We start from the raw sequence: 22,921 nt of genomic DNA, 5'->3' as shown, positions 1-22,921 counted from the left end.
AGAGGTTAAAAGCAGGAAGCAACCCCAGCACGGGGCAGAGTCTCTCTTCCAAAGATACTAAATTGAAGCTTTTTCCCGGCCGCTCCTGTGCGTCAGTCTCCAGGTAAGCTCGGTCAAGATTTTGATTCCCGGAAAGTACAGAAATCCGGCCTGATAGTAGTTCCAATCCAGCAGCTTCTGCCGGTACGCCTCAAACCCGAAGAAAGCGTCTTCCTGCCCGTCTTCATACTGCCGGAAATAAGCAGCTTCCTGTTTTCGGCCCGAAAACAGGAAAACAGCCGGAAAGCGGTACTGGGTTCTAGATTGCCTGAATACGGCGCCGTACGGGAAAAACAGACACAGAAGGGTGAGGCAAGCCACCACAAAGAAAATCAGGAAGGCGAATTGGTTGATGAGGTGAAAGCAGATCAGTAAGCCGCCCACCCAGGGCCGAAGCGGCGGGTGCCAGGCAGCAGCTACCGCCGAAGTCAGGAAATAGACCGTCGCCACAAACCCAAGCTGCCACACCCCCGGAAAGTCTACGAACAGCTGCGCGAGCCGGAAAGGCTGATCATAGTCCCGGAAACTCACCAGCGCGTTGTACAACGCCGCCTCGGGCCGGAGCCAATGGACCGCCGCAGAGGAAGAGAGCAGTTTTTTGGCCAGCGCCGCAATTTTCCAGAGCCCCGAGAGCGTGTAAACAAACAGCAGCCCGAAGTAAAACCAGTTGATGGTGGCGTACTGAATCTGGTCTGGCCTGTTCTTGCCGGGGCGTTCCACCGCCACGAAGATCAGGAACAGATGGGCCAGCAGAAACAAGTGGTTCACGTGCGGAAGGTACCCGTAGCTCCACAGCACCAGGTTGATCCACAAGAGCGAAGCGGCCAAAAGCACCTGGGGGATTAGGGCCCGTTTTCTGAAAAGCTTGCTGAAATTGGCCAGGGCCGCAAGGGCAACCACCGTCCAGAAAATTTCTTTCGCGGGCAGAACCGGGGCAGCCAACCTTCCCAGCAAGGTAAGCGGCTCATATAACTCAGGAGGACGATCAAGGTACAGATGGAACTTAGTCAGCGCCCAATACAGCCACACGAAAGTGAGCAGCCGCAAAAACAGCTCGGCATAGTAGAAATCAACGACGGCGCGCAGGTGTTGGTTGAAGCGCCCGTGTTCGCTCGTTTTCTGTTGCCGCGACACCGTCTTCTCCATTAGGTCAGAAACGAACAACGGTATCGGCTTTAAATCTGGCTGGATGATGCAGCAAATCTTCTACATTTGCACGCTCCTTGACAATGCGGTATTCCTGGGCCTGCGGATGGAGGTATCTGACAAGCGCGTGCAACCGCTCGCGGCTTTTAGTGGTGCCAGCCGTGTCTTGCAGGGTGCGGTTTACCCAATAATCGAGCGTGTACACGTAATCATCCTGGTCAAAGCTACGGGTAGGCCGAACGGCTTGGCGCTGGAAAGTAGCCTCCCCGGGTTGCCGGGTGTAGATGCGGTAGGTGCTGTAAAGGCCATCGCTGCCGCGGGGTTGGGTAAACAGTTTCCAGTTGGCGAAGGGGTAGAGCTCTCCCCATCCTCTGATGAGGGTGAACGAAGAGCACAGAGAGCCCAGGATACTCACCGCCACGAGTACCCGCAGGCCAAGCAAGCGTCGGGAAGAGGAAAGCATACGCAGGAACTCTGGTTTACCCATCTATATTAGAGAAAACATTCTTATATTCATAATAAAGAATATAGGCGTGCGGCGGCTCTCAGGAGAAGTGAAAAAAGAGGCCTTGGGAGCAGAAACGGGTTTGCCATCCGCCCGAGATCCTAATCCCTGTATAAGGCAGCAGCATGATTTCACCAGCATCAAACGTACTTCTTACCATGAAACCCACCTACTTAGTACTGGCAGCCGGACTCCTCCTGGGGGCTACCAGCGTGAATGCCCAAACGAAACCCTTGACCAAGGGCCCTACAAAGCCAGCGAAAGAGCTAGCCAAACCCGCTGCCCAGGACCCCATGAAGCCCGAGGTGAAAGAACCCGCCGAGGGCGAGATGAAGCTCTACTACATGGCCCTTCTGAAGAAAGGCCCCAACCGCTCCCATGATTCCTTGACTTCCATGAAGATTCAGGATGCGCACATGGCCCACATAAACAAAATGGCCGCCGAAGGCAAACTCACCCTGGCCGGACCGTTCATGGATGACGGCGAACTGCGGGGTATTTTCATCTTCAACGTAAAGACCATGGAAGAAGCAAAGGCCCTTACCGAAGCAGACCCAGCCGTAAAAGCCGGTCGCCTGATCATGGAACTGCATCCCTGGTTTGCCCAAAAAGGCTCTAAACTGAAGTGATTCCCGTTTTTTGGCAGTTTTTGGAAAAATAAGCTCTAAACAGAAAATAAATTTTTGGGGCTACACAATAAACGTATTCCTTCATCCGTTTTTGAGGGGAAATAGTTGTTGTGTAACGTACAAAAGGATCTGGCTGACCTAGCTGGATTCTTTTGTGTTTATGGCGGGCCTGTTTTCTTCCGCTTCCTCCCGCTGGAGCAATGACCAACCTCCCTCCTTTTTCTTTCAAGATTGGCCTTTGCAGAGACCAAGTTTCTGCCTTACTTCTCTGCGATTCATGGTTCTCTGGCGTAAACTTTCATGGCTGCTTACTCCCTTGGCTTTTTTGGCCTGTTTTTCAGAAAAGTGCTCTGAATCACCCACATATCTGCTTGAAGGCACAATATCCAGAAAGGCATGCCGTTTTACTCCTGAAGTAGTTTCTGTTTAGCTTTTTGAGGCATTTATCTGTTACAGGTAAGTGCCTCAACTTTTTAGCGGTAAGCGCTGCGACCCAACCGTACACGGCATTTTTTTCGTACTTATATTGCACCAGTGCCGCCAGACCAGTATCTTCCTAGGCCCTCGGTGCTAGGAGTGTATTTACTTCTCAGCAGTTTCTTTTCACCGCCTTCTATGATGCAAAGCTTTACTCGCCTTTTCTCTTCTGCTTACAAGAACCTTCTTCCCATTTTCCTGCTGGCGGCTGGTTTCTTTCTGTCTAATCTGGTCCAGGCTCAGGACAACTGTCAGCTTATTCCCCTGTCTCTGGAAGAGCGCGTGCAGGCGGCCCAGGTAGTGGTAGAAGGGAAAGTTATTGGCCAGCGGTCATTCTGGGACGAAAAGCACGAGAACATCTACACCGCCAATCAGGTAGAGGTATTCAAGGTGTTTAAGGGCGTTCCCACGGCTGGTACCGTGGAAGTCATCACCGAGGGCGGAACCGTAGGCCTTGACATGCACGTGTATTCGGCTACCCTTCAGCTCAAAAAGCAGCAACAGGGCATTTTCTTTCTGCAGAAGCCTTCCTCTAAAGCCGTTAAAACAGGGTACACCGTTTTCGGGAGCATGCAGGGCTTCATCAGGTATCAGCTAACCGAGGGAACCGCCAAAGACCCGTTTGCGCGCTACACCTCTATTCCGCTGGAACTGTACGGTTCGCTCACCCGATTGTCTGGCAGCGCCCTGCGCACGGTGAAAGCCAACTCAGAACTGGAAATAGCCCTCAAGCCAAAAACCTCTACCCAGAATCAGCGCCGGGCCATTCCCCTGATCAACACTTTCAGCCCTACTACCCTGCGGGCTGGAACCGGCGATATCCTGACCATAAACGGAACCAACTTCGGGGCTACCCGCGGCGATGGGTACGTGGAATTCCCGAACGCTGACGACGGCGGAAAAACCTTTGTGCAGCCTTTGGCCACTGACTACGTAAGTTGGTCCAACACCCAGATTAGAGTCAAGGTGCCGTCTTACGGCATAGACGGCGGCACGGCCGGCACCGGTAATTTCAGGGTGGTGAACAATGACCCCAACACGTCTACCTCAGCTACTTCCCTCACTGTTATTTACGCGTACTCCAACGTAAGCTACGAAGACGCTGACCGCAACATAGAAGAGCAAAGCTTTCAGCCCCGGCTGATTGACCAAAACGGGCAAGGCGGCTACACCTTCCGGTTCGGGGCCAGTTTCGAGGCCAATACCCCGGCTTTGTACGCCTTCAAACGCTCCATGAACGAGTGGTCCTGCAACACCTTCATCAACTGGGTGGCCGCCTCCAACGCGCCTATTGCCTCTACCGCAGATGACAACATCAACGCCGTTAGGTTTGCCACTGACAGCGACGATCTGCCTTCCAACGTGCTGGGCCGTACCATCAGCCGGTATCGGGGCTGTATCTCGGGTACGGTGGTCAACTTCTGGGTAGATGAGATAGACATGGAGTTTTCCCCGCGCAGTGACTGGCAATACGGCCCCGATGCCTCTACAAACCAGCAGTTCGATTTTCAGTCAGTAGTGGTGCATGAACTGGGGCACGGGCACCAACTTAGCCACTTGATCTTGCCCCGGGCCGTGATGCACTATGCCGTAGCAAGAGGCCAGTCTTCCAGAACCCTGAACCCCCTCAGCGATATTGCCGGCGGAAACTTTGTGATGGCCCGCAGCGCCACCCCTGTTCCCTGTGATGTGGACCCCATAGTGCCGAAACCCGCCGAGGCCTGCGCCATCTCCGTGGAATTGATTGAACTGGAAGGCCAGCTCACCGCCGATAACAAGGTATTGCTTCAATGGACCACGCAGCAGGAAAACGGCATCAATACATTTGCGGTGGAAAGAAGCCGTGACGGGATCACCTACACCACCATTGGCACCGTTCCGGCGGGCGGTACTACTACTACCCCGCGTTCGTACGAATTCACAGATCCCGCTCCGTTTTCTAACCTCAATTTCTATCGGCTGCGCCTGATCAGGACAAGTAACTTAACCGAGTATTCTGATGTGGTGCAGGTGGCAGGCCCGGACTTTGTGCGCCAGCTTGCTCCTAATCCCGGCGGAAACGCAACCACTCTGTACTTCAACACCCCTCAGAAAGACATTCTGCACCTGGCGGTCTACAACGTGGCCGGGCAGCTCTTCCGGGAATGGACCTTAGAGGTAACCCCAGAATCGAATAAGTATGACCTCACCTTGTTCCCCGCTGATGAGGATGACATGGTAGCCACCCGACGCGGTCTGTTCCTGATCAAGTGGAGCACCTCGCGCGAAAGCGGCACCATCAAATACCTGAAGCTGGATTAGCACCAATCTTATATCAGCAACAACCAAAGAAGCCTGCCAGTGAATTGTCTCTGGCGGGCTTCTCTGTTTTAAGGCCCTTTTCCTTAAACCAGCCCAGAAACAAGGTTCCTTTTGCGGCCTGTTCCGCTTGCTTCAGACGTTGGGGCAGTGTAGTTTCGGACTTTAGAGTTTTGCCATGCCACAGATGAATTGGGAGCGCCTGATCTCCAAGAAACGCTTCGATGCCCAGACCAAAGAACACGCCACCGATGAGTCGGTGCGCGGGGAGTTTCAGCGCGATTATGACCGTTTGGTGTTTTCCATGCCTTTCCGCCGGTTGCAGAACAAAACCCAGGTGATGCCCATGCCCGAGAGCGATTTCGTGCACAACCGGCTAACCCATAGTCTGGAGACATCTTGCGTAGGTCGTTCCCTGGGCCGAATGGTGGGCAAGGTTCTGCTGGAGCGCCATCCGGCAATTCTGGAGGCGCACCCGGGTATGCTGGAGTCTGATTTCGGGGATATGGTAGCTGCCGCGTGTCTCACCCATGACATCGGGAACCCGCCCTTCGGGCACTCCGGCGAAGACGCCATTTCCTCTTTCTTCCGGAGCCCTGAGGCCGCCGGTTATCTGAAAGACTTAACTCCCGCCCAGATTTCCGATCTGCAGAACTTTGAGGGCAACGCCGCCGGTTTCAGGATTATCACGCACACCCATCCGGGCCAGAGCACGGGCACCTGCGGCATGCGTCTCACCTACAGCACCCTGGCTACGTTCACCAAATACCCGCGCCCCTCAGATGCGGTGATAAAAGGCACCAAGAAGGCCAGCGAGAAAAAGTACGGGTTCTTCCAGGCCGAGCAGGTACATTTCAGAAAGATTGCCGATGCCTTAGGTTTGCTGCCTTCGGGAGAAAACGCTTTTCACCGGCACCCCATGGCCTTTCTGGTGGAAGCCGCCGATGACATCTGCTACCGCATCATTGACTTCGAGGACGGCTGTCGCCTGGGGTTGATTCCGTTTGAGCAGGCCAGGGAACTGCTGCACCCGCTGCTGAACGAGCGCGCAGGAAAAGTTCACAGCACCACGTTCCACGATTGGCGCGAGCAGTTGGGCGTTTGGCGGGCCGTGATTATCAATAACCTCATCTATGAATGCGCCGGTATTTTTCTGAATCATGAAGAAGAGATCCTGAACGGAACCTTTGACCAATCGTTGATCAACCTGGTGCAGCAGAAAGCCGCCCTGGACGAGATCAAGAAAATCTCCATTGACCGCATCTATCGCCACCGCCCTGTGCTGGAGATTGAAGCCGCCGGTTTTGAAGTTTTAGGTGGATTACTGGAAGCGTTCCTGAAAGCCGTTTTCGAGCCATTTTCCGGAAAACACCGCAAATACCTGGACCTGGTCCCCGATCAGTTTTTAGGTCCGCAACGCCAACCTTCCGAAGATGCCTACGAGAAGATCCTCAACATCACCGACTTCATCTCAGGCCTCACCGATAGCAGCGCTATCAGCCTGTTCCGGAAAATCAAAGGGATTGAGCTGCCTAGGATGTATTAGGTGATTGTTGGTTGTTGATTCCTTTCTTCAGCATTCTAAAGGATACCTCTTCCTGGATTCCTAAAGCGGCCCTAGAGAGAATCTAACCTCAATCGCTACCTTATCTTGGCTCAGAGGCTCTACTTTTTCTAAGATGACTGCTTCATCCATGGAGTATTCTTCTTTGCTGCCGTAGCTTAGTTCTTTTTCAAGAGAAATAGCTTGGCGGGAAGAAATGTACCGCTTCATAGCAGTTACTCCTTCGGCTAAACCTATTGGAGGCTCAATGCCCTTCAGCACTTCTTCCATTAATTTTATGGTTGCCTGGTAACAGGATTTAGGGTCTGTTTTGTTTGGCCTATATTCACTGGTCTCGAACCTGAACGTAAGCGTAAAATACTCGCACCCGTGATTCCGGATGATGACTTTATCTCCATTGGGCAAGGCAATTGTCTCTATGCCAGTTAAGCTGTCTGGTAGCAATACAAAATGAGTGTTTGGGAATACCTTTTTGCGTACAATAGGCTCAGGAGTGCCCCGAACACAATCAAGAGGCGTTGATGCTAAAGAAGGGCCGGTTTGTGCAGTTGAGTCTTGGACAGCTCCTTCCGCTAAAAGAGAAGTGCTATCTTTTGGCACCACTTTCGAGGTTGAAGTGACAGCCGCAACACTTTCCTGTACGGCAGCAGGGGACTGCGATTCTTGCTGGTGTTCACAGGCAGAAAAAGCTGATCCTAGTATCAGGAACCAGATAAGAGCAAGGCGCACCTTCAAATGGAAAATCATCGAACCTGTTTTTGACTTGGTTTTCTGAAAATAAGGTAAAAAAAGAAAGGCCACAACTCTTCAGCAGTGGCCTCTCTGGTTTTGCGATTTCGGTACCTTTCAATTCATACTGGTCAACGCCTCGGGTCGGAGCAGTTCTATCATCGTGCTGATTTCCTGTACGGTTTTGTCGCTGCTGCCGGAGAAGCCCATGCTTTTGAAGCGGATATTGCCATTAGCGTCCAAAATGAACTTGGTGGGAATGCCGGTTACTTTGTAGGCATCAATCATCTGGTTTTCCTCGTCCATGAGCACCTGGAACGTGTAGTTCTTCTTGGTCAGGAAATCGGAGGCGTTTTTCTTTTTGTCCTGGCCGTTTTCCCAGGAGTTCACGAAGACGAAGGCTACTTTGCTGTTGTCTTTGAATTTGTTGACCGCCTCCTGCATGCCGGGGAAAGAAGCCACGCAGGGTCCACACCAAGTCGCCCAGAAGTCCACTATGACGGTTTTGCCTTTCAAAGATGCCAGCGACACTACGTTGCCGCTCAGGTCGCGCAGTTCAAAGGCGGGAGCTTTCTCCAGAATCATTTTCTTTTTCAGGTCACTCCGGAGCTTTTCCAGGGCAGGTGCCTCTACTTTGGCCAAATAAGCCTCAAAACCGGTTTCGCTGTTGTGGGTTTGGCGGTAAAGGTCTTTGAGATTCCCTTTGATCTTTGCTGTGCCATTCCCTTCGGCCACCATGGTTTCCAAGATTTTCCGGGCTTTGTCTTTGTCTGGTCCTGAGGTAAGGACCTCTGCGTAACGTTCGTTGATTTCAGGGCTTTTGCCGCGGGTGAAGGCATATCCCTCGGCCAGGTATTTTTCGGCAGCGGATTTGTCTCCGGCTTTCAGCAGGATGGCGCCGTAGGTGTCGGCTACCTGGCCAACAGTATATTCGCGGTTCTTCTTCCAATCGGTTTCTGAAAGCAAATCTGGTTTGGTTTCGGTGGGTTGGGCGAGTTCTTTTTGGGCCAGGTCATATCCTTTCTGCGCAAGAGTTCGGGCTTTGGAAAGGTCACCATCTTTTTCGTACAGACGCCAGGCTGCCGAGTTGTATACCTCGGAGGTGGCTGCTACGGGGTGTCTGGCTAGCAAAGCGTCAAACTCAGGCCAGTTATCCTCCGCGGCATAGTCCAGGGCCACACTGCTGATGAGGCTGCCAATGCGTTCGTGTGCCGGATAGTCTTTGGCGAAAGCCAGGGCTAGTTCCTTGCGTTTGTCAGGGTCCTGGGAAGAATAATACTCCAGCAAGCGCTGGTTCTGCACGAACTCCCCGTTAGGTTCCTTGGCACGGGCCTGCTGCCCGAAGGCTTCTCCTTTTTCCTTCTGTTCCAGGCGGCTGTAGTAGTTAGAAAGGAATCCCAGTTCTTTGGGTGTAAGGTTAGGCTGTTGAGCCAGGGCGTCCAGTTCAGCCAGGGTTTTCTGCTTGCCTTCTTCTCCTTTGTAAGCCACACTTATCGCAAAGGTTTTGGTTTGCGCCATTTCGCGCTTCAAGGCAGGATGCAGGGTGGCTTCCTGATCTAAGAGCTCCAGGGCTTTAGGGGCATCGCGGTCCAGGCCTACCATGCCGCCCCATTCTACATAAGCCGAGGCCAGTCCGTACAAAGCGCCCGGTACCGGTTGTTTCTTTCCATCGTGGAAATAAAAAGAATAGCCTTTGCCTCCATTGCGGTCATAGGTATCCTCTTCCCTGAAAAGCAACAGCGCTCCGTCAGTTTCCAGGGCTGGTTTGAACCGGCCTTGCCAGCCGGCTTTGGTCTTGGAAAGGGTTATTTCCTGTACTTTGGGTTTATTGAGGTCATAGGCGTATACCAAAGCGGTGACAGTGGCTGCCTTCTCCAACGGCGTTCCCGCCGGATTATAGGTCAATCGTACTTCCTGTCCTGCTTTGGGCTGCGTCGGTTTTAGGGAGAGGGGACCAGTGGAGGTTTGGGCCTGCGCCACCGTGAGGCACCACAGCCCCACGAGCAGCATTAGGAAGTTCTTTTTCATACCCTTGTAAGTTAAACCTGGAAATGCTTTCTCCCTGCCAAGAGAAACACCTAAGTAAATATGAAGATTTACTTGTACTAAATCAAGTCTATTCTCAGGTTTGACAAAGGTTTAACGTCTTGATTATCAAAATAGAACATATCCGGCTTCAGCCGAATTAGTTTTAAGGTAGAAATAGATTTTAAGGTAGAAATAGATTTTCAGGCAGAAAACACCTCCAAAGGGCAGAACCTGTAAATCTTTTCTTTCCGGAAGGTTTCACACCTACCATACGTTTTAAAGCCGTTTCCTAGCCTTTCAGAGAAAAGTAAAAAAGGTTCGTCTCAGACGGCCTGCAATCTTATCACTTTCGGTTTGAAGCTTCGTTTTCCCTAACTCTGAGCATCCGAAGGCTTAGAAGATGATGGTCTTGTTGTTGCTCACGAAGACCTTCTCGGCGAAGACCAGTTTTAGGGCCTGAGCCAGGACAATTTTTTCCACATCTCGGCCCGATTGCGCCATGTCACGGGCATCTTGGGAATGATTCACCTGGATGACGTTCTGCGCGATGATCGGCCCCTCGTCTAAATCACTATTCACAAAGTGAGCGGTAGCCCCGATGATCTTGACACCCCGCTCGTAGGCCTGTCGGTACGGATTGGCGCCAATGAACGCGGGTAGGAACGAATGGTGGATGTTGATGATCCGGTTGGGATATTGAGCCACAAACGCCGGGCTCAAAACCCGCATGTATTTGGCCAGCACCACATACTCAGGCGCATACCGCTCCAGAATCTGCTGGATGGCCTGGTCATGCTCCTCACGGGTTCTCTGGTCATGCGAGACATGGTGAAATGGAATCCCGAAGCGGGAAACCAATGACTCCAACTCGGCATAATTCCCAATCACGGCCACGATGTTTGCGTTCAGGTCGCCGTACTCGTGGCGCAGCAGCAGATCGCCCAGGCAATGGTGTTCCTTAGTGACCAGCAGCACAATATTTTTTTTCCGGGCGGGTACCAGCCGGATGTGGGCCTCGGGGGGCAGTTCTGCTTTGAGTTGCTGTACCAATTTCTGCGGATGTACCTCGCCGGCCAACTCGGCCCGCATGAAGAAATGGTTCTGCTGCCGATCTACAAATTCATCGTTGCTGGTAATGTTGAGGTTGTTCTGGAAGACAATCTGCGTGATGGTATAGATGAGGCCTTTCCGGTCTGGGCAGTCAATGAGCAGGTAATTCACCATAGGCTGATGCGTGGGCGGCACGCGGCTTTAAAGCAGTTTTAAGCAAAGTAGCCTTAAAACCGATAAGATGGAAGTAAAAACCGGCCGCCTTGGTTTCTGATTACATCCGAAGTTTTAATTGGGGCAAGTTCTTGAGGTTCTTGAAGGTCTCCAATAACCCGAGCTGTTTCATAACCGCACCCGCATTGGGTAAACCCACCACCTGCCAATAGTTCCCCCGATCCCGCATCTGCACCTCCACAATCACAGGGTTTTGTTGTGACGGGACCCGTAAATCCAAGCCCACCACGGCCAGGGAATCGGTGCGGTTGACGTAGGAGATACCTTCCAGGCGGCTGTTGGTCAAAGGGTTTTCCTGCAAGAGTTTTTGTAAAGGCAGTACGGCCTGCAGTTGCTCCCACTCCTCTTCACTTACCGCGGCGGGTCGGCCCCCCACCGATTTCCGGTTCGCCACGTAGTCTTCAATGCCTCCCCGAATGGACTGCAGCACCTCTTGTTTCTTTGAAGCCATGGCCATTCCCAGTGCCATAGCGGCTAGCGCCTGCTCTTTCTGGGGCAGCTCGGCCATGCCGGCCTGAACGGCCTGGTCCAGGAAACTGGCGGTAGTGCGGTCTACGTCTACGTACTTCTCTAAGGCTACCAGATCACGGTTGTCTACCGCCTGTTTTATTTGGTATAAGGAAAACTCAGGCCCTTGCGCGTACCGTTTGTAGAGCCAATATCCAACGGCTCCTACCAGTACCAGCACTGAGAGCAACACCATGATTCTTTTCATTGCACTTTCATCTTTTCAGAGTAGAAATTCTTTGTACGAAAAACCTGCCCGCGCGCTCACGCCATCCTTACTCCCGGTTAAACTTTCTTCCTTGGTATTGGGCTCGGTGAAGATAGGGGCTCCGCCAAATGCGTTAAACAGAACCGCCGCTTTGCTTTAGGCCTGTTTCCGGGAAAACAAACCTAAAGCAAAGCGGCGGTATTAGTGATGGCTGTTCTGGGGAATTCTACATCATGCCCGCCCCAATGGCGATCATGGCACCCGCCAGGGTAGCCAGGAGTTTGCCGCGGTTGAACCGGTGCTCAGGGCTGGTCTCAAACAAGATGGTGGTGGAGATGTGCAAAAAATTCCCTACTACCAGCCCAGACAAAACGGTGTAGGCCTCGCTGGAAAGCAGCTTCTCCAACGCCACGTAATTGCTGAACAAAAGCCCCAAAGGAGAGGCCACCGCAAACAGCAGAAGATAGCCAAAAGCCTTTTTGAAACTATGCAACTGCGTCACCAGCACCGACATCAGCGCAATGGCCGCCGGAATGTGGTGCAAGGCGATGCCGGCCAGAATGTGGTAGAAATTGTCGCCAACGTGGGCGTGGCTGTGTAGGTGCTCATGTGCCTGCTGGGCGGCCATGCGGCTCTGCACCATTACACTGCCTTCCAGAAACGAGTGGATGATGAGCGAAGTCAGCAGCAACACGGGTACTGATCCTCCGTGATGGTGATGGTGTCCGTTTCCCTGCGAATGTGCGTGGATGTGGCCGTGCTCTACCCCGTGCGAGAAGACCTCCAACACCAATTGCAGGAAGAAGCCCGCCAGGATATAAAAGCCAACGCGGTGTGGGTCCTGGGTGCTGAGTAGCACATCTGGCAAAATGTGCAGGATGGTGAGGGCAAATAAATAAGCCCCACTGAACGCCAGCAGCAGCTTAAGCCAGCGCTGGTTATCCTGGGGGAGAAAGCGCACGAGCCAGCCCGCGCCTAAAACGGTAAAGAACAGAACGGAAACCGCTACTATCATGTAGTTACTTCTTCAGGATGAAAATCATACGTTCGCTCTTCTCAGGGTCGTACGGGCCTAGTTGGTAATCCCCGAACACATCGGCTAGCCGAAGCTGAGCCATCTGGAAGTAGTCCAGGAATTCCTGGTACTGGAGCGCGCGTACTCTTTCTATAAATTCATAGGGTTGGCCTTTGTCCTCGAAGGTGATGGTCTTGATAATAAAGCCCATCTCCACCCTGCGGGTGATGTGGAAAACCAGCCCGTCTACCTCCTTGGTTTCTTTGGCCACCAACCGGTTGATCACGCGGGGCGTGTTCATGAAATCAATGATGAACTTGCCGCCGGGCTTCAAAGAGGCCGTGCTGGCCCGCAACGCCACCACATTCTCATAATCGGCTTTGAAATACCCGAAACTGGTGAACAGGTTAAAGATAAAGTCAAACGCCTGGGGCCGGAACACATCGCGCATGTCATGCACAAAGAAGCGGAGCCGCTCGTTCTCGAACTGCTTGGCGTAGGCGATGCTCTGCTCAGACAAATCAAGCCCGGTGACGTCATAGCCCTTCTGGTTCAGGTACACCGAATGCCTTCCCTTTCCGCAGGCCAAGTCCATGAGTTGGCAGGTGGGTTTCGGGTGCAGGTGATTCAGGAGGCCATCCAAAAACCGCTGCGCCTCTTGGGCATCGCGGTTTTTGTATAGAAGATGGTAATATGGTGAATCAAACCAGGTATGAAACCATTCTGCCGGTTGTATCATGCAAATGCGGGAAAAGGTAAGCAGCCAACTTGTATCCGGGGTTCTTACACCTCCGGTATTTAGGCCTTACTGAACGGCAGTAGAATCTGAGGTGGCGGCAAAGGCAGGGTTTTTCTGGAGATCCATGCCACACACCGGGCATTTGCCGGGATCCATGCTGGCGCTGCCTTCACATTCCATGGGGCAGATATACGCCATTTGCTTGGTCGCCGTGGCGGTGCTGTCTGTGGCGGCGCCTTGCTGCGCGGTGGTGCCAGCCGGTTGCTCCGTGGTAGAAGAGCTATTGCAGGAAGAAACAGAGGCCAGGGAACCCAACAGGATAGCCCAGGCAAGGAAAATCTTTCTCATGGAAATTAGAAGGTACGCCGAAGCCCGTTTTTGGGCTGTTTAAAAGAAAACAAGCCAAAAACGGGCTTCGGACAAGGGTTGATTATTCGTGAAGGTCTTTTGCCTCGTTGTTTTCTACCGCATTTTTGTCTACGCTTTTCTGGTCTGAGCGAGTCCCTTTCTCTGCGCCTGGCTTGGTTTGGTTCTCGTGCTCGTCATGGTTCACGTTCACATCTGGGCGGGTAACCGCAGTCTCACTGCGGGCGTTGTCAATGTTGGAGGTGTTGTTCCGCATTCCCGGAGGCACTGAGTCATCAGATACTTTTACTTCAGGGCGCAGGTCAGAGGGCTGGCTGCTGCAAGAGGCCAGCAAAAGTGCACCGGCCACAGCGAAAACGGAAAGGGTGTTTTTTATCATCTTTGGGAAAATTAGGTCTGAAACAGGTTCTAAGGTTTTAGACGCTTACGCGGGAATAAGGTTTTTACGGCGCAACAGCGATTCCATCAGTTTAAGGTCGTTGGGGCTGTTGAAAATCTTGAACGGCAGGTGCAAAAACACCGGAACGTTGAAGGTTTTGGCCAGCCAGCCTTTCCAGCCTTTGGGCAGTTGGTCGGCGGCGGGACCTTTGAGGTACATCTGGTAAGCGTCTTTGGTGGTGGCCACGCGATCAATCATGTCCCATTGCAGGGCCATACCTTCGCGGTCGTTGCGCTTCATGAGAATCTGACGCTGGTCAATCTCGAACATCACACGCTCAAACAGCACGTTGCTCTGTTCCATCTGGGTTACGCCCATCACCTGCGCCGAACGCACCAGTACGTACAGCACGGTTACCGTTACGGCACCGGCTACCCACCACCACGAGAAGGCATAAGCGGCCGGAAGAGAAAACAGTACCAGCGGAATCAACGCCCGCCACCATTCTTTTTTCCAGACCTGTACCAACGCCATCTTAGCGTAATCGTTCTTGTCTAACTGGTTTTTCTTCGTGCGGATGGCCAAAGGATTAAAGGGCTGCTGTTGCTGTACCCGTTGCCCGCCGCGTTGATTTGGTTGTTGCATAACTCTGTGGTATCACGTAGCAAGTATCATGTATCATGATGTTCCACCTGCCAACCTGCTGCTTTCTACGCTTTTACCTTTATTGGTTTAATTTATCTTCTTATACTCTTTTAAAAATCGTGCTGCGCTCCAGATGCTACTTGTAAGCCTTCAAACTCAGATCCAAACTGCGGTTAGAATGCGTCAAGGCCCCTACGGAGATGTAATTCACGCCGGTCTCAGCCACAGCTCTGATGGTTTCCTCGGTGATTCCGCCGGAGGCCTCGGTTTCAAAGCGGCCGCCAATCAGTTCTACTGCTTCGCGCAGCAAAGGTACTTCAAAGTTGTCTAGCATGATGCGGTCAATTCCGCCGGTTTCCAGCGCCTGCTTAACCTCGTCCAGGTTGCGGGTTTCTACCTCAATCTTCAACGGCTTGCCCAGTTTCTCCAGGTAGCGGTGCGTGGCGTCAATGGCTTGTTTGATGCCTCCTGCATAGTCTACGTGATTGTCTTTGAGCATGATCATGTCATACAACCCAAACCGGTGATTTGTGCCGCCGCCAATCAGAACCGCCCATTTTTCCATCATCCTGAAGTTAGGCGTAGTCTTGCGGGTATCCAGCAATTTGGCGCCTGTGCCTTCAATCAGTTTGGCCAGACTCTGCGTGTAGGTGGCAATACCGCTCATGCGCTGCATGCAGTTCAGTACCAGGCGCTCGGCAGTCAGGATAGATTGGGCCTTGCCGTGCACGGTGAAGGCAATGTCACCGTGGTTGATTTGGGCCCCATCTTGCAAAAACACCTCTAAACGGAGCGTAGGGTCTACTTCATGGAAGATTTTCCACGCCAACTCTACCCCGGCCAGCACGCCGCGGTCTTTCACCAGGAGCTTGGCCTGGTTGGTGGCACTCTCTGGAATAGAGGCCAATGACGAGTGGTCGCCATCGGCTACGTCTTCCTGCAGGGCCTGCCGGATAAATGCCCTAATGCCTTCTTGGGTAAGGTAGGATGCTTTCACGGTGCAAAAATAAAAAAAGGCACCGAACATTCGGTGCCTTTTCTATGGATTGTCCTGTAAGGGGCAATTATATTCTGTTATTTAAACTCAATGGTGTCAATCTTATAGGAATCGCCGTATTTCTTCACCTTCACCACCACGTTGTAGCGGCCGCCTTTGTGGGTGTATTTGCCAATGGCGTAGCGCTGTCCGTCTTCAGAACCTCCCTGGTGATCGAAACTGAAACCGGCCGGGGCGTTCTTGCTGAAGAAGTTACGCACTACCATCTCGGCCTGGCTTTGGCTGTAGCTGCCGTTGTCGCCGTCAATGTTCACGTCTACCTTTGTATTGAAATAGCGGGCCAGGTCGCGGGAAGAACCAGCTTTGATCGCCGACTGGATACCGCCCATCACGTCAGATTGAGCAGCTACCTGGTCAGTGCCTACCAGCATTCCCAACAGCACCAAGGTCATCGCCATCAATCTCTTTAAATTTTTCATGTCTGTTTTAAGCAAGTTTTCCTTATCCAATGCCAAAACTATGCCAAAGGCAGATAAGTTCACAGCCCTAAAGATACAGGAAATCTCTATATTCAAACGGGAGACGCTTCTTTTTCCCGGCGGGCTTGTATCTTTACGCGCATGAGCAAGAAGGTACTTTTGATGATTCTAGACGGTTGGGGCCTGGGAACAGACCCTTCCGTGTCGGCGATTGAGCACGCCAATACTCCATTCATGGATTCTTTATTTCACCGTTTTCCGCACGCGCGTCTACAGGCATCCGGCGAGGCAGTTGGTTTGCCCGAAGGCCAGATGGGTAACTCTGAGGTGGGCCATATGAACCTAGGCGCCGGCCGTGTGGTGTACCAGGACCTGGTGAAAGTGAACGTGGCTATCCGGGAGAAAACCCTGGGCCAGAACCCTGTGTTACGCGATGCTTTCCAATTTGCCCGCGAAAACGGCAAGCCGGTGCACTTCATCGGGTTGGTGTCAGACGGCGGGGTACACTCGCACATTGAACACCTGAAAGCGCTTTGCTCTTTGGCGCAGGAACAAGGCCTGAACAACGTCTTTGTCCACGCCTTCACCGATGGCCGCGATACAGATCCCAAAGGCGGTCTGGCGTATTTAACCGATCTGCAGAACCACTTAGATACCACTGGCGGAAAAATCGCCTCCATCATTGGCCGTTACTACGCCATGGACCGCGACAATCGCTGGGAGCGCGTGAAACTGGCCTATGACCTGCTGGTGCACGCCAACGGACGTGGATCGGTGAACTGGCGCGAAGCCATTCAGGAGTCCTACGACAACGGCACTACCGATGAGTTCATCCAACCCATTGTGTGCCTGGACGAGAATGGCGAGCCCACCGCCAAGATCCAGGAAGGAGACGTGGTCATCTGTTTCAACTTCCGGACCGACCGCGGCCGCGAGATCACCCAGGCGTTAACCCAGCGCGAGTTCCCGGAGCAGGACATGTACCCGCTGAGCCTCCGCTACTACACGCTCACCAACTACGACGATACCTTTGTGGGCGTGTATCCGATCTTCGACAAAGACAACCTGGCCAACACGTTGGGCGAGGTGCTGGCCAACGCCGGAAAAACCCAGATCAGGATTGCCGAGACCGAGAAATACCCGCACGTGACCTTCTTCTTCTCCGGCGGCCGCGAGCAACCGTTTGAGGGAGAGAAGCGCCTGTTGTGTCCATCGCCCAAGGTGGCCACCTATGACATGCAGCCCGAGATGAGCGCCTTTGACATCAGAGACGCCATTGTACCCGAGATTGAAGCCGAAACCGCCGATTTCATCTGCCTCAACTTCGCCAACCCAGACATGGTAGGCCACACCGGAGTATTTGAAGCTGCCGTGAAAGCCGTGGAAACCGTTGACCAGTGTACCGAGGCAGTAGTGACGGCGGCTCTAGCCCACGGCTACACATCCATCATCATCGCGGACCATGGCAACGCCGACATGATGCGCAACCCAGACGGTACGCCTAACACCGCCCACACTACTAACCTAGTGCCCATCATCCTCGCCGATGAAGAGTACAAAGGCGAACTGATGGACGGGAAACTGGGTGACATCGCACCTACTGTATTGACCTTGCTGGGCGTACAAGCTCCCGCTGATATGACCGGTACCTCTTTGCTGATTCCCAGCGTAGAATAACCCCGCAGAAACCTAAAACGGAGAGGAAGAAGCCCTTTTGCTTTCTTCCTCTCCGTTTTTTAACTGTTTTCCGTAAAACACACCTGAAACACCTTTCTCCTATTTTATCCCTTCATGTTGCAGCTACTACCTTTCCGTTTTTGGGTTAAAAAATCAACCTTCGTTCTGCTTTCTTCGGTGATATTGCTGGGAAGCAGTGCCTGTGAAGACGAGGGAACAACCGCCCCGGTAGTGCAGCGTACGCACCAGGCGTATGACCTGGTAAGCTTTCTGGACCAGGAAGCGCAAGCCCTGATGGAGAAGAAAGCAACCGTGCGCAAGACCGTTTCTGAGGCGGGCAAGATCAGAGAAACCAAAACTTTCCCATCCCTTAACTGGACTGAGGAACTGGCCCCCTTCGCGGATGCCGACATCAACAAACCCGCGCTGACCGGCCTTTTCAATAAGGAGACCTCTTCTAACGCCATGGGCCAACAGGTGATCCGCTACAAAGCCAAAGAAGATGCCTCAACCAATGTGCAGGAAGTTACCTACACCCTGGATGCCAAAGGCCAGCTGGTGCAGTTAGATGCCGTTATTCTGCAGGAAAACATGATGTTCAACACCAAAAAACTGCTGCACCTGGAGGCGCACTCCGGTCCGTCGCCACGCGTAGTTCGGTACCATCTGGACGAAACCCAGAAGCTGCTGTTCATGGGCGCTGAGCGCTACAGTGTCACCGGCGAAGTTATTCCGTAAGGGTCTAGCTACTCGCTTATTTTAGAGAAATACCGGATTTTGACGCTGCCCGGCACCAGTTTGGTGTCTTTGGGAATGCCTTTGTGCGAGTCTTGGTACTGATGGCTTTTATACCAGGTCTTGAAACTCTCTTCATCGTCCCAGTAGGTCATGAGCCAGATCTCGTTGGGATTGTCCTGCGGCGAAAGCACTTCCAGTTTCTGAAAACCGGGAGCATCGTCTACTAAATGGGGCCTGTTTTTGAACGCCTCTTTCACACTGGCTTCGGTGTCATTGGCGATGGTAAATGAACTTAGGGAAACAAACATAAAATAATGGAAACGGCTGGAAATCTCTCAGAATTCGGGGCTCCAGCAATAAGAATTAAGTGGTTGTAAGTTAAAAAGATATTTCAACGTATTTGCAGCCGAGGTGTTTACCCGAAATCCTTTCCTGGCTATAAAACATTTGAGGAAGATACGTCAAACGCCTGCAACATCCTCCTAACCAACAGATTTCCTTGCGAAGGATGTTCAGAATCCCTTCCCTTGATCACCTGCCTCCAACCACCGCTTTCCGGGTGAACCTAATTCATAAGGCCTGATAGAGGGAAAAAGTCAAGCAAGCTTTGCCGGCTTCTGGTCTTCGTTCAGAGGGCGATAATTGGCTCGTGAGAACCAAGTCCTGTTTTAGGCCCGATTTCTCCAAAGGAGGCTTAAAGCGGTGCCTGCTGTTTTCTGTTAAAGGCTGTAGAAGAGCATTTCTGACTTAAGCGGGAATCGATCTTAGGGGTTGAATTGGAGAAGGAAGTTCCTAAAGAAATATTCCTAAAAAAGGGTGTTGAGTCTCAGAATTGTACCGAGAATTGGTATCTTCGCTTCGTATTCCCTCCCCTTTCAGTCCTACACCTTTAACCCTTTATGAAAAACCTTAGTTTGGTGCTGCTCCTGCTGTGTCTGGTAGCGTGTGCCCCAAAAGTTTCTACCCAACTCGCCAAGAATTACACTCCCTTAGACTACCGCGAAGAAGTTCGGGTGTTTGGCCTGCAAGATCCGGTACCGCAGAATGCAGAGATCCTCGGGACGGTGAAGATCGGGGATACCGGCTTTTCCACCAATTGCGGATGGGACGCCGTGCTGGAGAAAACCAAAATTGAGGCCCGCAAAGCCGGCGGAAATGCCCTTAAGATTGTGGAGCACCTTACGCCCAGCCTCATGACCAGTTCCTGCCACAGAATTACCGCCACCATTCTTAAGGTAACCAACTTTGACGATGTCCTGGTTTCCTCCGTGGAGCAAGACACCCTCATGGCCGATGTTGATTACGCGCTGTTGCACGTGTACCGCACCAACGGCATGGGACCTTTGGTGAACTACGACCTATTTCTGGGAGACTCGCTTCTGTGCCGCGTCAAAAACAACTGGAAACAGACCATCAAAGTCAGAAAAGACGGCTTGAACACCCTTTGGGCCAGAACCGAGAAGAAAGTAGAGACACCCATCAAGATTGAGATTGGCCGGGAATACTACGTACGGTGCGGTGTTTCCATGGGTGCCTTTGTGGGGCATCCGCAGGTAGACGTGGTAGACAAGACTTCCGGCAGATTAGAGTTTCAGGCCATCAAAGAAAAAGAACCTAAAAAGAAATGAAAAAGCTCCTGTTTTTCCTGTTCTTGATGCTGGGCTTCCGCAGCCTGCAAGCCCAGGACCTGATTGTCACCCAAGACGGTGATTCCCTGAACTGCAAAATAAGCAAGGTGGCCAAAGACAAGATCTATTTCACCTTTGTCCACAAAGACGAGGTGAGAAAGACGCTGCTGATGCGTTCCCTGATAAAGCAGTACCAGTACAATTTCTATTCTACCAGCGCCCTGCCCGAGGAATATGAACTGACCAATGCCGAGGTGTTCCCGCGCCTGAGAGTAGGGATAAGCGGTGGTTACAGCTTCCGGACGGCCAGCGTGCAAGACGGTTTAGACCCCGCTTTTGAGGACTACATAGAAAAACTGAAGAAAGGCTACAACCTAAGCGCCGATGTGGCTTACTACTTCTCTGAACAGATGGGAGCAGGGCTAAGGTACAGTACGTACGGGGCTTCGAACAAAGCAGATAACGTTTCAGCTACCCTACCAGACGGCACCATGGTATACGGCTCCATGAGCGATGACATCACCATCAATTTCATAGGCCCGTATTTCAGCTCCCGCATGTTGAACACCAATAAACTGAACGCGCTCATCTTCAACGTAGGCCTGGGTTACCTGGGGTACCAAGACAAGGCCGTGCTGCTGACAGATAAATACACCATCAAAGGCAGCACGCTGGGCTTCTCCGCCGATGTGGGGTATGACATGAGAATTGCTAAGAAGCTGTCGCTGGGCCTGCAACTCTCGCTGGTTTCCGGGGTACTGAAGGAATACGAGCTAAGCAATGGGCTGAGCACCCAAACCGTGAAGCTGAACGAGGAAAGCTATGAGAACCTGGCCCGGATAGACCTTTCTGTGGGCCTTCGGTTCACGCATTAATCTCTTGTTGAAAGCTTCCCGAAGCAAAAGCCGTTTACCCCTTGTTTTTTGAAAACAGCGGGTAAACGGCTTTTGCTTTAACGGAGCTGAGAAACAGGATTTACTTGCCTTGCAAAGTCACTACTACCGTGCGCTTGCCGCCATGGTCACGGTGTTCGCAAAGGTAGATGCCTTGCCAGGTTCCCACGTTCAGCCGCCCATTGGTGATGGGTACGGTAACCGAAGCTCCCAGCAACGCGGCTTTGATGTGCGCGGGCATGTCATCGGGGCCTTCCAGGGTATGGCGGTAGTAAGGCGCATTCTCGGGTACCATGCGGTTGAAATGCTGCTCAAAGTCGTGGCGCACGGTGGGGTCTGCGTTCTCGTTAATGGAAAGGCTGGCCGAGGTATGCTGAATGAAGATGTGCGCCAATCCTACCTCTATTTCCTCCAGCTCGGGCAACTGGGCTTCCAGCAAATCGGTGATGAGGTGAAAGCCCCGTTTTACGGCCGGCAGCCGAAGCGTTTTCTGAAACCACTTCATAGGGTAAGGGTTATTGGTAATCTACCTCAAAAGCTCCCACATCGGGCTTCTGGGCATCGCGCAGTTTGTTTTCGTAATCTACCGTGATGCCGCCGTAGGGCGTGCCCACAGCATTGGCCGGCGATAATTTGATAAGCTGGAAGTCCAGTTTAGGCGCATCGCGGAACAGCGGGTCTACGTTGAGCTGGTTTCCGTTCTTATCGAACTCGGTTTTGTAAGCCTGGGTTTTCAGGAAGGAGTGCTGGATGTTTCGGCTAGAGCCGCCGGCCATGTTCCCAAACTGCAGTTCCTCTTCTTGCCTGCCCCACAAGATGCTGTTCACCACATTTACTACGTAGTTTCCTTCGCGCACCAGCTTGCCTTCTACTTCATGTTTTTCCTGAAACAAAAACGAAGGCCCGAACCGCACAAAGTCATTGGCGTAGTTGGCCAGGGTACTGAAAAGGATATCATAGCGGCCACCGCCTACCCCAGCCAGCGCGTACTCGGCGCAGTTGGTGATAATGCTGTTCTCCAGGCGCACGTTTCCGCCGTGGCTCAGGATTCCCGTTTGCAGCATGTTTTTCAGAAAAGCACTCCTAAGCGTCACCTCGGGCACGTTGTTTCTTTCGGCTTTCAGGTAGATACCGATCTCGGCGTTTTTGATTTCCACGTAGCGCAACTCGTTGTCTTGGCTGCCCGGCAGAAACTCCAAGCCCTGCCACTGACCCGGCGCGTTGCGGTACTGCTCTTCTTTGCGCACCTGCTGGAACACCACCCGCTTCTCGTGCTCGCCTTCCACCTTCAACGTGCCCAGCACCTTGATCTTGGCGTTCCGATGGAGGTGTACCTGGCTGCTTTTCTGGATGGTGAGCGTCTGTCCGGCCGGTACCGTCACCGAATCATAGATGACGTGCGCTTTGGCGGCGGTCCACATCTCATTAGGCGCAGTGGTGTAGTTGTGCCGGTAATAGGTCGCGTTCTGCCCATAGGCCACCAGTTTTACCTTCTGCTGGTTTCCGTTCGTCAGGAACAGGATAGAATCATTCACCAGAAACGGCTGCTCCTGCGAAGTAGGATTGATGGTAGCTTTTACCAGGATAAGCAGACTGTCTTTGCCTCTCAGCTCCACATTCTCTACCTGCGGCCCCGGTGCTCCGTTCACATACACCTGGAAGGGTGACGCGGCCATTCCGCCTACCTTAATCTCAGAAATCCGGACGGCGTTCTTGTTGGGGTTGTAGACTTTCAGGCGCCTGGTGACGCTGCCCACCTCGGTGAACACGGTGTCAAACAGCACGGTATCGGCTTCCAGCCGAAGCATGGCACTTGCATCTGGGGTGAATTCCTCGTCGCGCGGCGTGCAGGCACTCATCCACCAACCCGCTGTGCACACCAAAGCCAGGCTGTACCAGAGCGTTTTAAAGGAGTTGAATGACGTGAACCGATGCATAGTTAGCAGAAGGT

General features: G+C 52.6%; 23 protein-coding genes. 7 read left to right on the top strand and 16 right to left on the bottom strand.

Annotated elements, in window-relative coordinates:
- Nucleotides 1-57: 57 nt before the first annotated feature.
- Nucleotides 58-1,185, bottom strand: a complete 1,128-nt coding sequence (locus EFB08_RS19370; protein ID WP_123128609.1) for a hypothetical protein — start codon at nucleotides 1,183-1,185, stop codon at nucleotides 58-60.
- A 4-nt stretch (nucleotides 1,186-1,189) separates the two neighbouring features.
- Complete coding sequence (locus EFB08_RS19365; protein ID WP_125077809.1) at nucleotides 1,190-1,648, bottom strand: hypothetical protein; 459 nt, start codon at nucleotides 1,646-1,648, stop codon at nucleotides 1,190-1,192.
- Between the two features lie 200 nt (nucleotides 1,649-1,848).
- Between EFB08_RS19365 and EFB08_RS19360 the strand changes: the two genes are divergently transcribed.
- The 3 genes from EFB08_RS19360 to EFB08_RS19350 all read left to right on the top strand — a co-directional run bounded on the left by EFB08_RS19360 (nucleotide 1,849) and on the right by EFB08_RS19350 (nucleotide 6,640).
- Nucleotides 1,849-2,319, top strand: coding sequence for a YciI family protein (locus tag EFB08_RS19360; protein WP_123128607.1), 471 nt, complete (start codon nucleotides 1,849-1,851; stop codon nucleotides 2,317-2,319).
- A gap of 615 nt (nucleotides 2,320-2,934) precedes the next feature.
- On the top strand, nucleotides 2,935-5,097 hold the full coding sequence (locus EFB08_RS19355) for an IPT/TIG domain-containing protein (RefSeq protein ID WP_123128606.1): 2,163 nt from the start codon (nucleotides 2,935-2,937) through the stop codon (nucleotides 5,095-5,097).
- Nucleotides 5,098-5,272: 175 nt separating this feature from the next.
- Complete coding sequence (locus EFB08_RS19350) at nucleotides 5,273-6,640, top strand: deoxyguanosinetriphosphate triphosphohydrolase (RefSeq protein ID WP_123128605.1); 1,368 nt, start codon at nucleotides 5,273-5,275, stop codon at nucleotides 6,638-6,640.
- Between the two features lie 60 nt (nucleotides 6,641-6,700).
- On the opposite strand, the gene EFB08_RS19345 is transcribed toward EFB08_RS19350, so the two are convergent.
- The 11 genes from EFB08_RS19345 to EFB08_RS19295 all read right to left on the bottom strand — a co-directional run bounded on the left by EFB08_RS19345 (nucleotide 6,701) and on the right by EFB08_RS19295 (nucleotide 16,034).
- Nucleotides 6,701-7,459 (bottom strand): hypothetical protein, encoded by a 759-nt coding sequence (locus EFB08_RS19345; protein ID WP_125077808.1) that lies wholly within the window; start codon nucleotides 7,457-7,459, stop codon nucleotides 6,701-6,703.
- Between the two features lie 45 nt (nucleotides 7,460-7,504).
- Nucleotides 7,505-9,415, bottom strand: a complete 1,911-nt coding sequence (locus EFB08_RS19340) for a redoxin domain-containing protein (RefSeq protein WP_123128603.1) — start codon at nucleotides 9,413-9,415, stop codon at nucleotides 7,505-7,507.
- Between the two features lie 393 nt (nucleotides 9,416-9,808).
- Complete coding sequence (gene purU, locus EFB08_RS19335; protein WP_193553984.1) at nucleotides 9,809-10,639, bottom strand: formyltetrahydrofolate deformylase; 831 nt, start codon at nucleotides 10,637-10,639, stop codon at nucleotides 9,809-9,811.
- Nucleotides 10,640-10,739: 100 nt separating this feature from the next.
- Nucleotides 10,740-11,414, bottom strand: coding sequence for a DUF2939 domain-containing protein (locus EFB08_RS19330; RefSeq protein ID WP_123128602.1), 675 nt, complete (start codon nucleotides 11,412-11,414; stop codon nucleotides 10,740-10,742).
- Nucleotides 11,415-11,640: 226 nt separating this feature from the next.
- On the bottom strand, nucleotides 11,641-12,429 hold the full coding sequence (locus tag EFB08_RS19325) for a ZIP family metal transporter (RefSeq protein ID WP_123128601.1): 789 nt from the start codon (nucleotides 12,427-12,429) through the stop codon (nucleotides 11,641-11,643).
- Nucleotides 12,430-12,433: 4 nt separating this feature from the next.
- On the bottom strand, nucleotides 12,434-13,168 hold the full coding sequence (locus tag EFB08_RS19320; RefSeq protein WP_123128600.1) for an SAM-dependent methyltransferase: 735 nt from the start codon (nucleotides 13,166-13,168) through the stop codon (nucleotides 12,434-12,436).
- 66 nt (nucleotides 13,169-13,234) lie between these two features.
- Nucleotides 13,235-13,516, bottom strand: a complete 282-nt coding sequence (locus tag EFB08_RS19315) for a heavy metal-binding domain-containing protein (protein ID WP_123128599.1) — start codon at nucleotides 13,514-13,516, stop codon at nucleotides 13,235-13,237.
- 82 nt (nucleotides 13,517-13,598) lie between these two features.
- The gene (locus tag EFB08_RS19310) at nucleotides 13,599-13,913 is read right to left on the bottom strand and encodes a hypothetical protein (protein WP_123128598.1); all 315 of its coding nucleotides are present in this window, start codon (nucleotides 13,911-13,913) and stop codon (nucleotides 13,599-13,601) included.
- A gap of 45 nt (nucleotides 13,914-13,958) precedes the next feature.
- A complete protein-coding gene (locus tag EFB08_RS19305; RefSeq protein WP_123128597.1) occupies nucleotides 13,959-14,558 on the bottom strand; it encodes a hypothetical protein in 600 nt (199 codons plus the stop codon).
- Between the two features lie 136 nt (nucleotides 14,559-14,694).
- Complete coding sequence (nadC, locus tag EFB08_RS19300; RefSeq protein WP_123128667.1) at nucleotides 14,695-15,555, bottom strand: carboxylating nicotinate-nucleotide diphosphorylase; 861 nt, start codon at nucleotides 15,553-15,555, stop codon at nucleotides 14,695-14,697.
- 77 nt (nucleotides 15,556-15,632) lie between these two features.
- Complete coding sequence (locus tag EFB08_RS19295; RefSeq protein WP_123128596.1) at nucleotides 15,633-16,034, bottom strand: DUF4783 domain-containing protein; 402 nt, start codon at nucleotides 16,032-16,034, stop codon at nucleotides 15,633-15,635.
- Between the two features lie 141 nt (nucleotides 16,035-16,175).
- On the opposite strand from EFB08_RS19295, the gene gpmI reads away from it, so the two are divergent.
- Nucleotides 16,176-17,711, top strand: coding sequence for a 2,3-bisphosphoglycerate-independent phosphoglycerate mutase (gene gpmI / locus EFB08_RS19290; protein WP_123128595.1), 1,536 nt, complete (start codon nucleotides 16,176-16,178; stop codon nucleotides 17,709-17,711).
- Between the two features lie 114 nt (nucleotides 17,712-17,825).
- Nucleotides 17,826-18,449, top strand: a complete 624-nt coding sequence (locus tag EFB08_RS19285; RefSeq protein ID WP_123128594.1) for a hypothetical protein — start codon at nucleotides 17,826-17,828, stop codon at nucleotides 18,447-18,449.
- Between the two features lie 8 nt (nucleotides 18,450-18,457).
- Here the strand turns inward: EFB08_RS19285 and EFB08_RS19280 are convergent, their stop codons facing one another.
- On the bottom strand, nucleotides 18,458-18,757 hold the full coding sequence (locus tag EFB08_RS19280; protein ID WP_123128593.1) for an antibiotic biosynthesis monooxygenase family protein: 300 nt from the start codon (nucleotides 18,755-18,757) through the stop codon (nucleotides 18,458-18,460).
- A 591-nt stretch (nucleotides 18,758-19,348) separates the two neighbouring features.
- Here EFB08_RS19280 and EFB08_RS19275 point away from each other — a divergent pair.
- Together EFB08_RS19275 and EFB08_RS19270 are read left to right on the top strand one after the other, a co-directional pair.
- The gene (locus EFB08_RS19275; protein ID WP_123128592.1) at nucleotides 19,349-20,077 is read left to right on the top strand and encodes a hypothetical protein; all 729 of its coding nucleotides are present in this window, start codon (nucleotides 19,349-19,351) and stop codon (nucleotides 20,075-20,077) included.
- Nucleotides 20,074-20,952 (top strand): hypothetical protein, encoded by an 879-nt coding sequence (locus EFB08_RS19270; RefSeq protein ID WP_123128591.1) that lies wholly within the window; start codon nucleotides 20,074-20,076, stop codon nucleotides 20,950-20,952. Before EFB08_RS19275 ends, EFB08_RS19270 begins: the two co-directional genes overlap by 4 nt.
- 100 nt (nucleotides 20,953-21,052) lie before the next feature.
- On the opposite strand, the gene EFB08_RS19265 is transcribed toward EFB08_RS19270, so the two are convergent.
- Both EFB08_RS19265 and EFB08_RS19260 read right to left on the bottom strand, forming a co-directional pair.
- Nucleotides 21,053-21,475 carry a secondary thiamine-phosphate synthase enzyme YjbQ gene (locus EFB08_RS19265; RefSeq protein ID WP_123128590.1) on the bottom strand — a complete coding sequence of 141 codons (423 nt, stop codon included), beginning with the start codon at nucleotides 21,473-21,475 and terminating at the stop codon, nucleotides 21,053-21,055.
- Nucleotides 21,476-21,485: 10 nt separating this feature from the next.
- On the bottom strand, nucleotides 21,486-22,907 hold the full coding sequence (locus EFB08_RS19260) for a hypothetical protein (protein WP_123128589.1): 1,422 nt from the start codon (nucleotides 22,905-22,907) through the stop codon (nucleotides 21,486-21,488).
- Nucleotides 22,908-22,921: the final 14 nt, after the last annotated feature.

This window comes from Rufibacter latericius (genome assembly GCF_003721515.1).
In the GTDB taxonomy this organism is placed as follows: Bacteria; Bacteroidota; Bacteroidia; order Cytophagales; family Hymenobacteraceae; genus Nibribacter; species Nibribacter latericius.
Note: the sequence above shows the minus strand (reverse complement) of the source record. Positions and strands in the feature narration are given on the sequence as shown.

Bases quoted from the DNA above. Each gene is read 5' to 3' on its own strand.
- EFB08_RS19370 (WP_123128609.1), bottom strand. From the start codon at position 1,185: ATGGAGAAGACGGTGTCGCGGCAACAGAAAACGAGCGAACACGGGCGC.
- EFB08_RS19365 (WP_125077809.1), bottom strand. From the start codon at position 1,648: ATGCTTTCCTCTTCCCGACGCTTGCTTGGCCTGCGGGTACTCGTGGCG.
- EFB08_RS19360 (WP_123128607.1), top strand. From the start codon at position 1,849: ATGAAACCCACCTACTTAGTACTGGCAGCCGGACTCCTCCTGGGGGCT.
- EFB08_RS19355 (WP_123128606.1), top strand. From the start codon at position 2,935: ATGATGCAAAGCTTTACTCGCCTTTTCTCTTCTGCTTACAAGAACCTT.
- EFB08_RS19350 (WP_123128605.1), top strand. From the start codon at position 5,273: ATGCCACAGATGAATTGGGAGCGCCTGATCTCCAAGAAACGCTTCGAT.
- EFB08_RS19340 (WP_123128603.1), bottom strand. From the start codon at position 9,415: ATGAAAAAGAACTTCCTAATGCTGCTCGTGGGGCTGTGGTGCCTCACG.
- purU (WP_193553984.1), bottom strand. From the start codon at position 10,639: ATGGTGAATTACCTGCTCATTGACTGCCCAGACCGGAAAGGCCTCATC.
- EFB08_RS19330 (WP_123128602.1), bottom strand. From the start codon at position 11,414: ATGAAAAGAATCATGGTGTTGCTCTCAGTGCTGGTACTGGTAGGAGCC.
- EFB08_RS19325 (WP_123128601.1), bottom strand. From the start codon at position 12,429: ATGATAGTAGCGGTTTCCGTTCTGTTCTTTACCGTTTTAGGCGCGGGC.
- EFB08_RS19320 (WP_123128600.1), bottom strand. From the start codon at position 13,168: ATGATACAACCGGCAGAATGGTTTCATACCTGGTTTGATTCACCATAT.
- EFB08_RS19315 (WP_123128599.1), bottom strand. From the start codon at position 13,516: ATGAGAAAGATTTTCCTTGCCTGGGCTATCCTGTTGGGTTCCCTGGCC.
- EFB08_RS19310 (WP_123128598.1), bottom strand. From the start codon at position 13,913: ATGATAAAAAACACCCTTTCCGTTTTCGCTGTGGCCGGTGCACTTTTG.
- EFB08_RS19305 (WP_123128597.1), bottom strand. From the start codon at position 14,558: ATGCAACAACCAAATCAACGCGGCGGGCAACGGGTACAGCAACAGCAG.
- EFB08_RS19295 (WP_123128596.1), bottom strand. From the start codon at position 16,034: ATGAAAAATTTAAAGAGATTGATGGCGATGACCTTGGTGCTGTTGGGA.
- gpmI (WP_123128595.1), top strand. From the start codon at position 16,176: ATGAGCAAGAAGGTACTTTTGATGATTCTAGACGGTTGGGGCCTGGGA.
- EFB08_RS19285 (WP_123128594.1), top strand. From the start codon at position 17,826: ATGTTGCAGCTACTACCTTTCCGTTTTTGGGTTAAAAAATCAACCTTC.
- EFB08_RS19280 (WP_123128593.1), bottom strand. From the start codon at position 18,757: ATGTTTGTTTCCCTAAGTTCATTTACCATCGCCAATGACACCGAAGCC.
- EFB08_RS19275 (WP_123128592.1), top strand. From the start codon at position 19,349: ATGAAAAACCTTAGTTTGGTGCTGCTCCTGCTGTGTCTGGTAGCGTGT.
- EFB08_RS19270 (WP_123128591.1), top strand. From the start codon at position 20,074: ATGAAAAAGCTCCTGTTTTTCCTGTTCTTGATGCTGGGCTTCCGCAGC.
- EFB08_RS19265 (WP_123128590.1), bottom strand. From the start codon at position 21,475: ATGAAGTGGTTTCAGAAAACGCTTCGGCTGCCGGCCGTAAAACGGGGC.
- EFB08_RS19260 (WP_123128589.1), bottom strand. From the start codon at position 22,907: ATGCATCGGTTCACGTCATTCAACTCCTTTAAAACGCTCTGGTACAGC.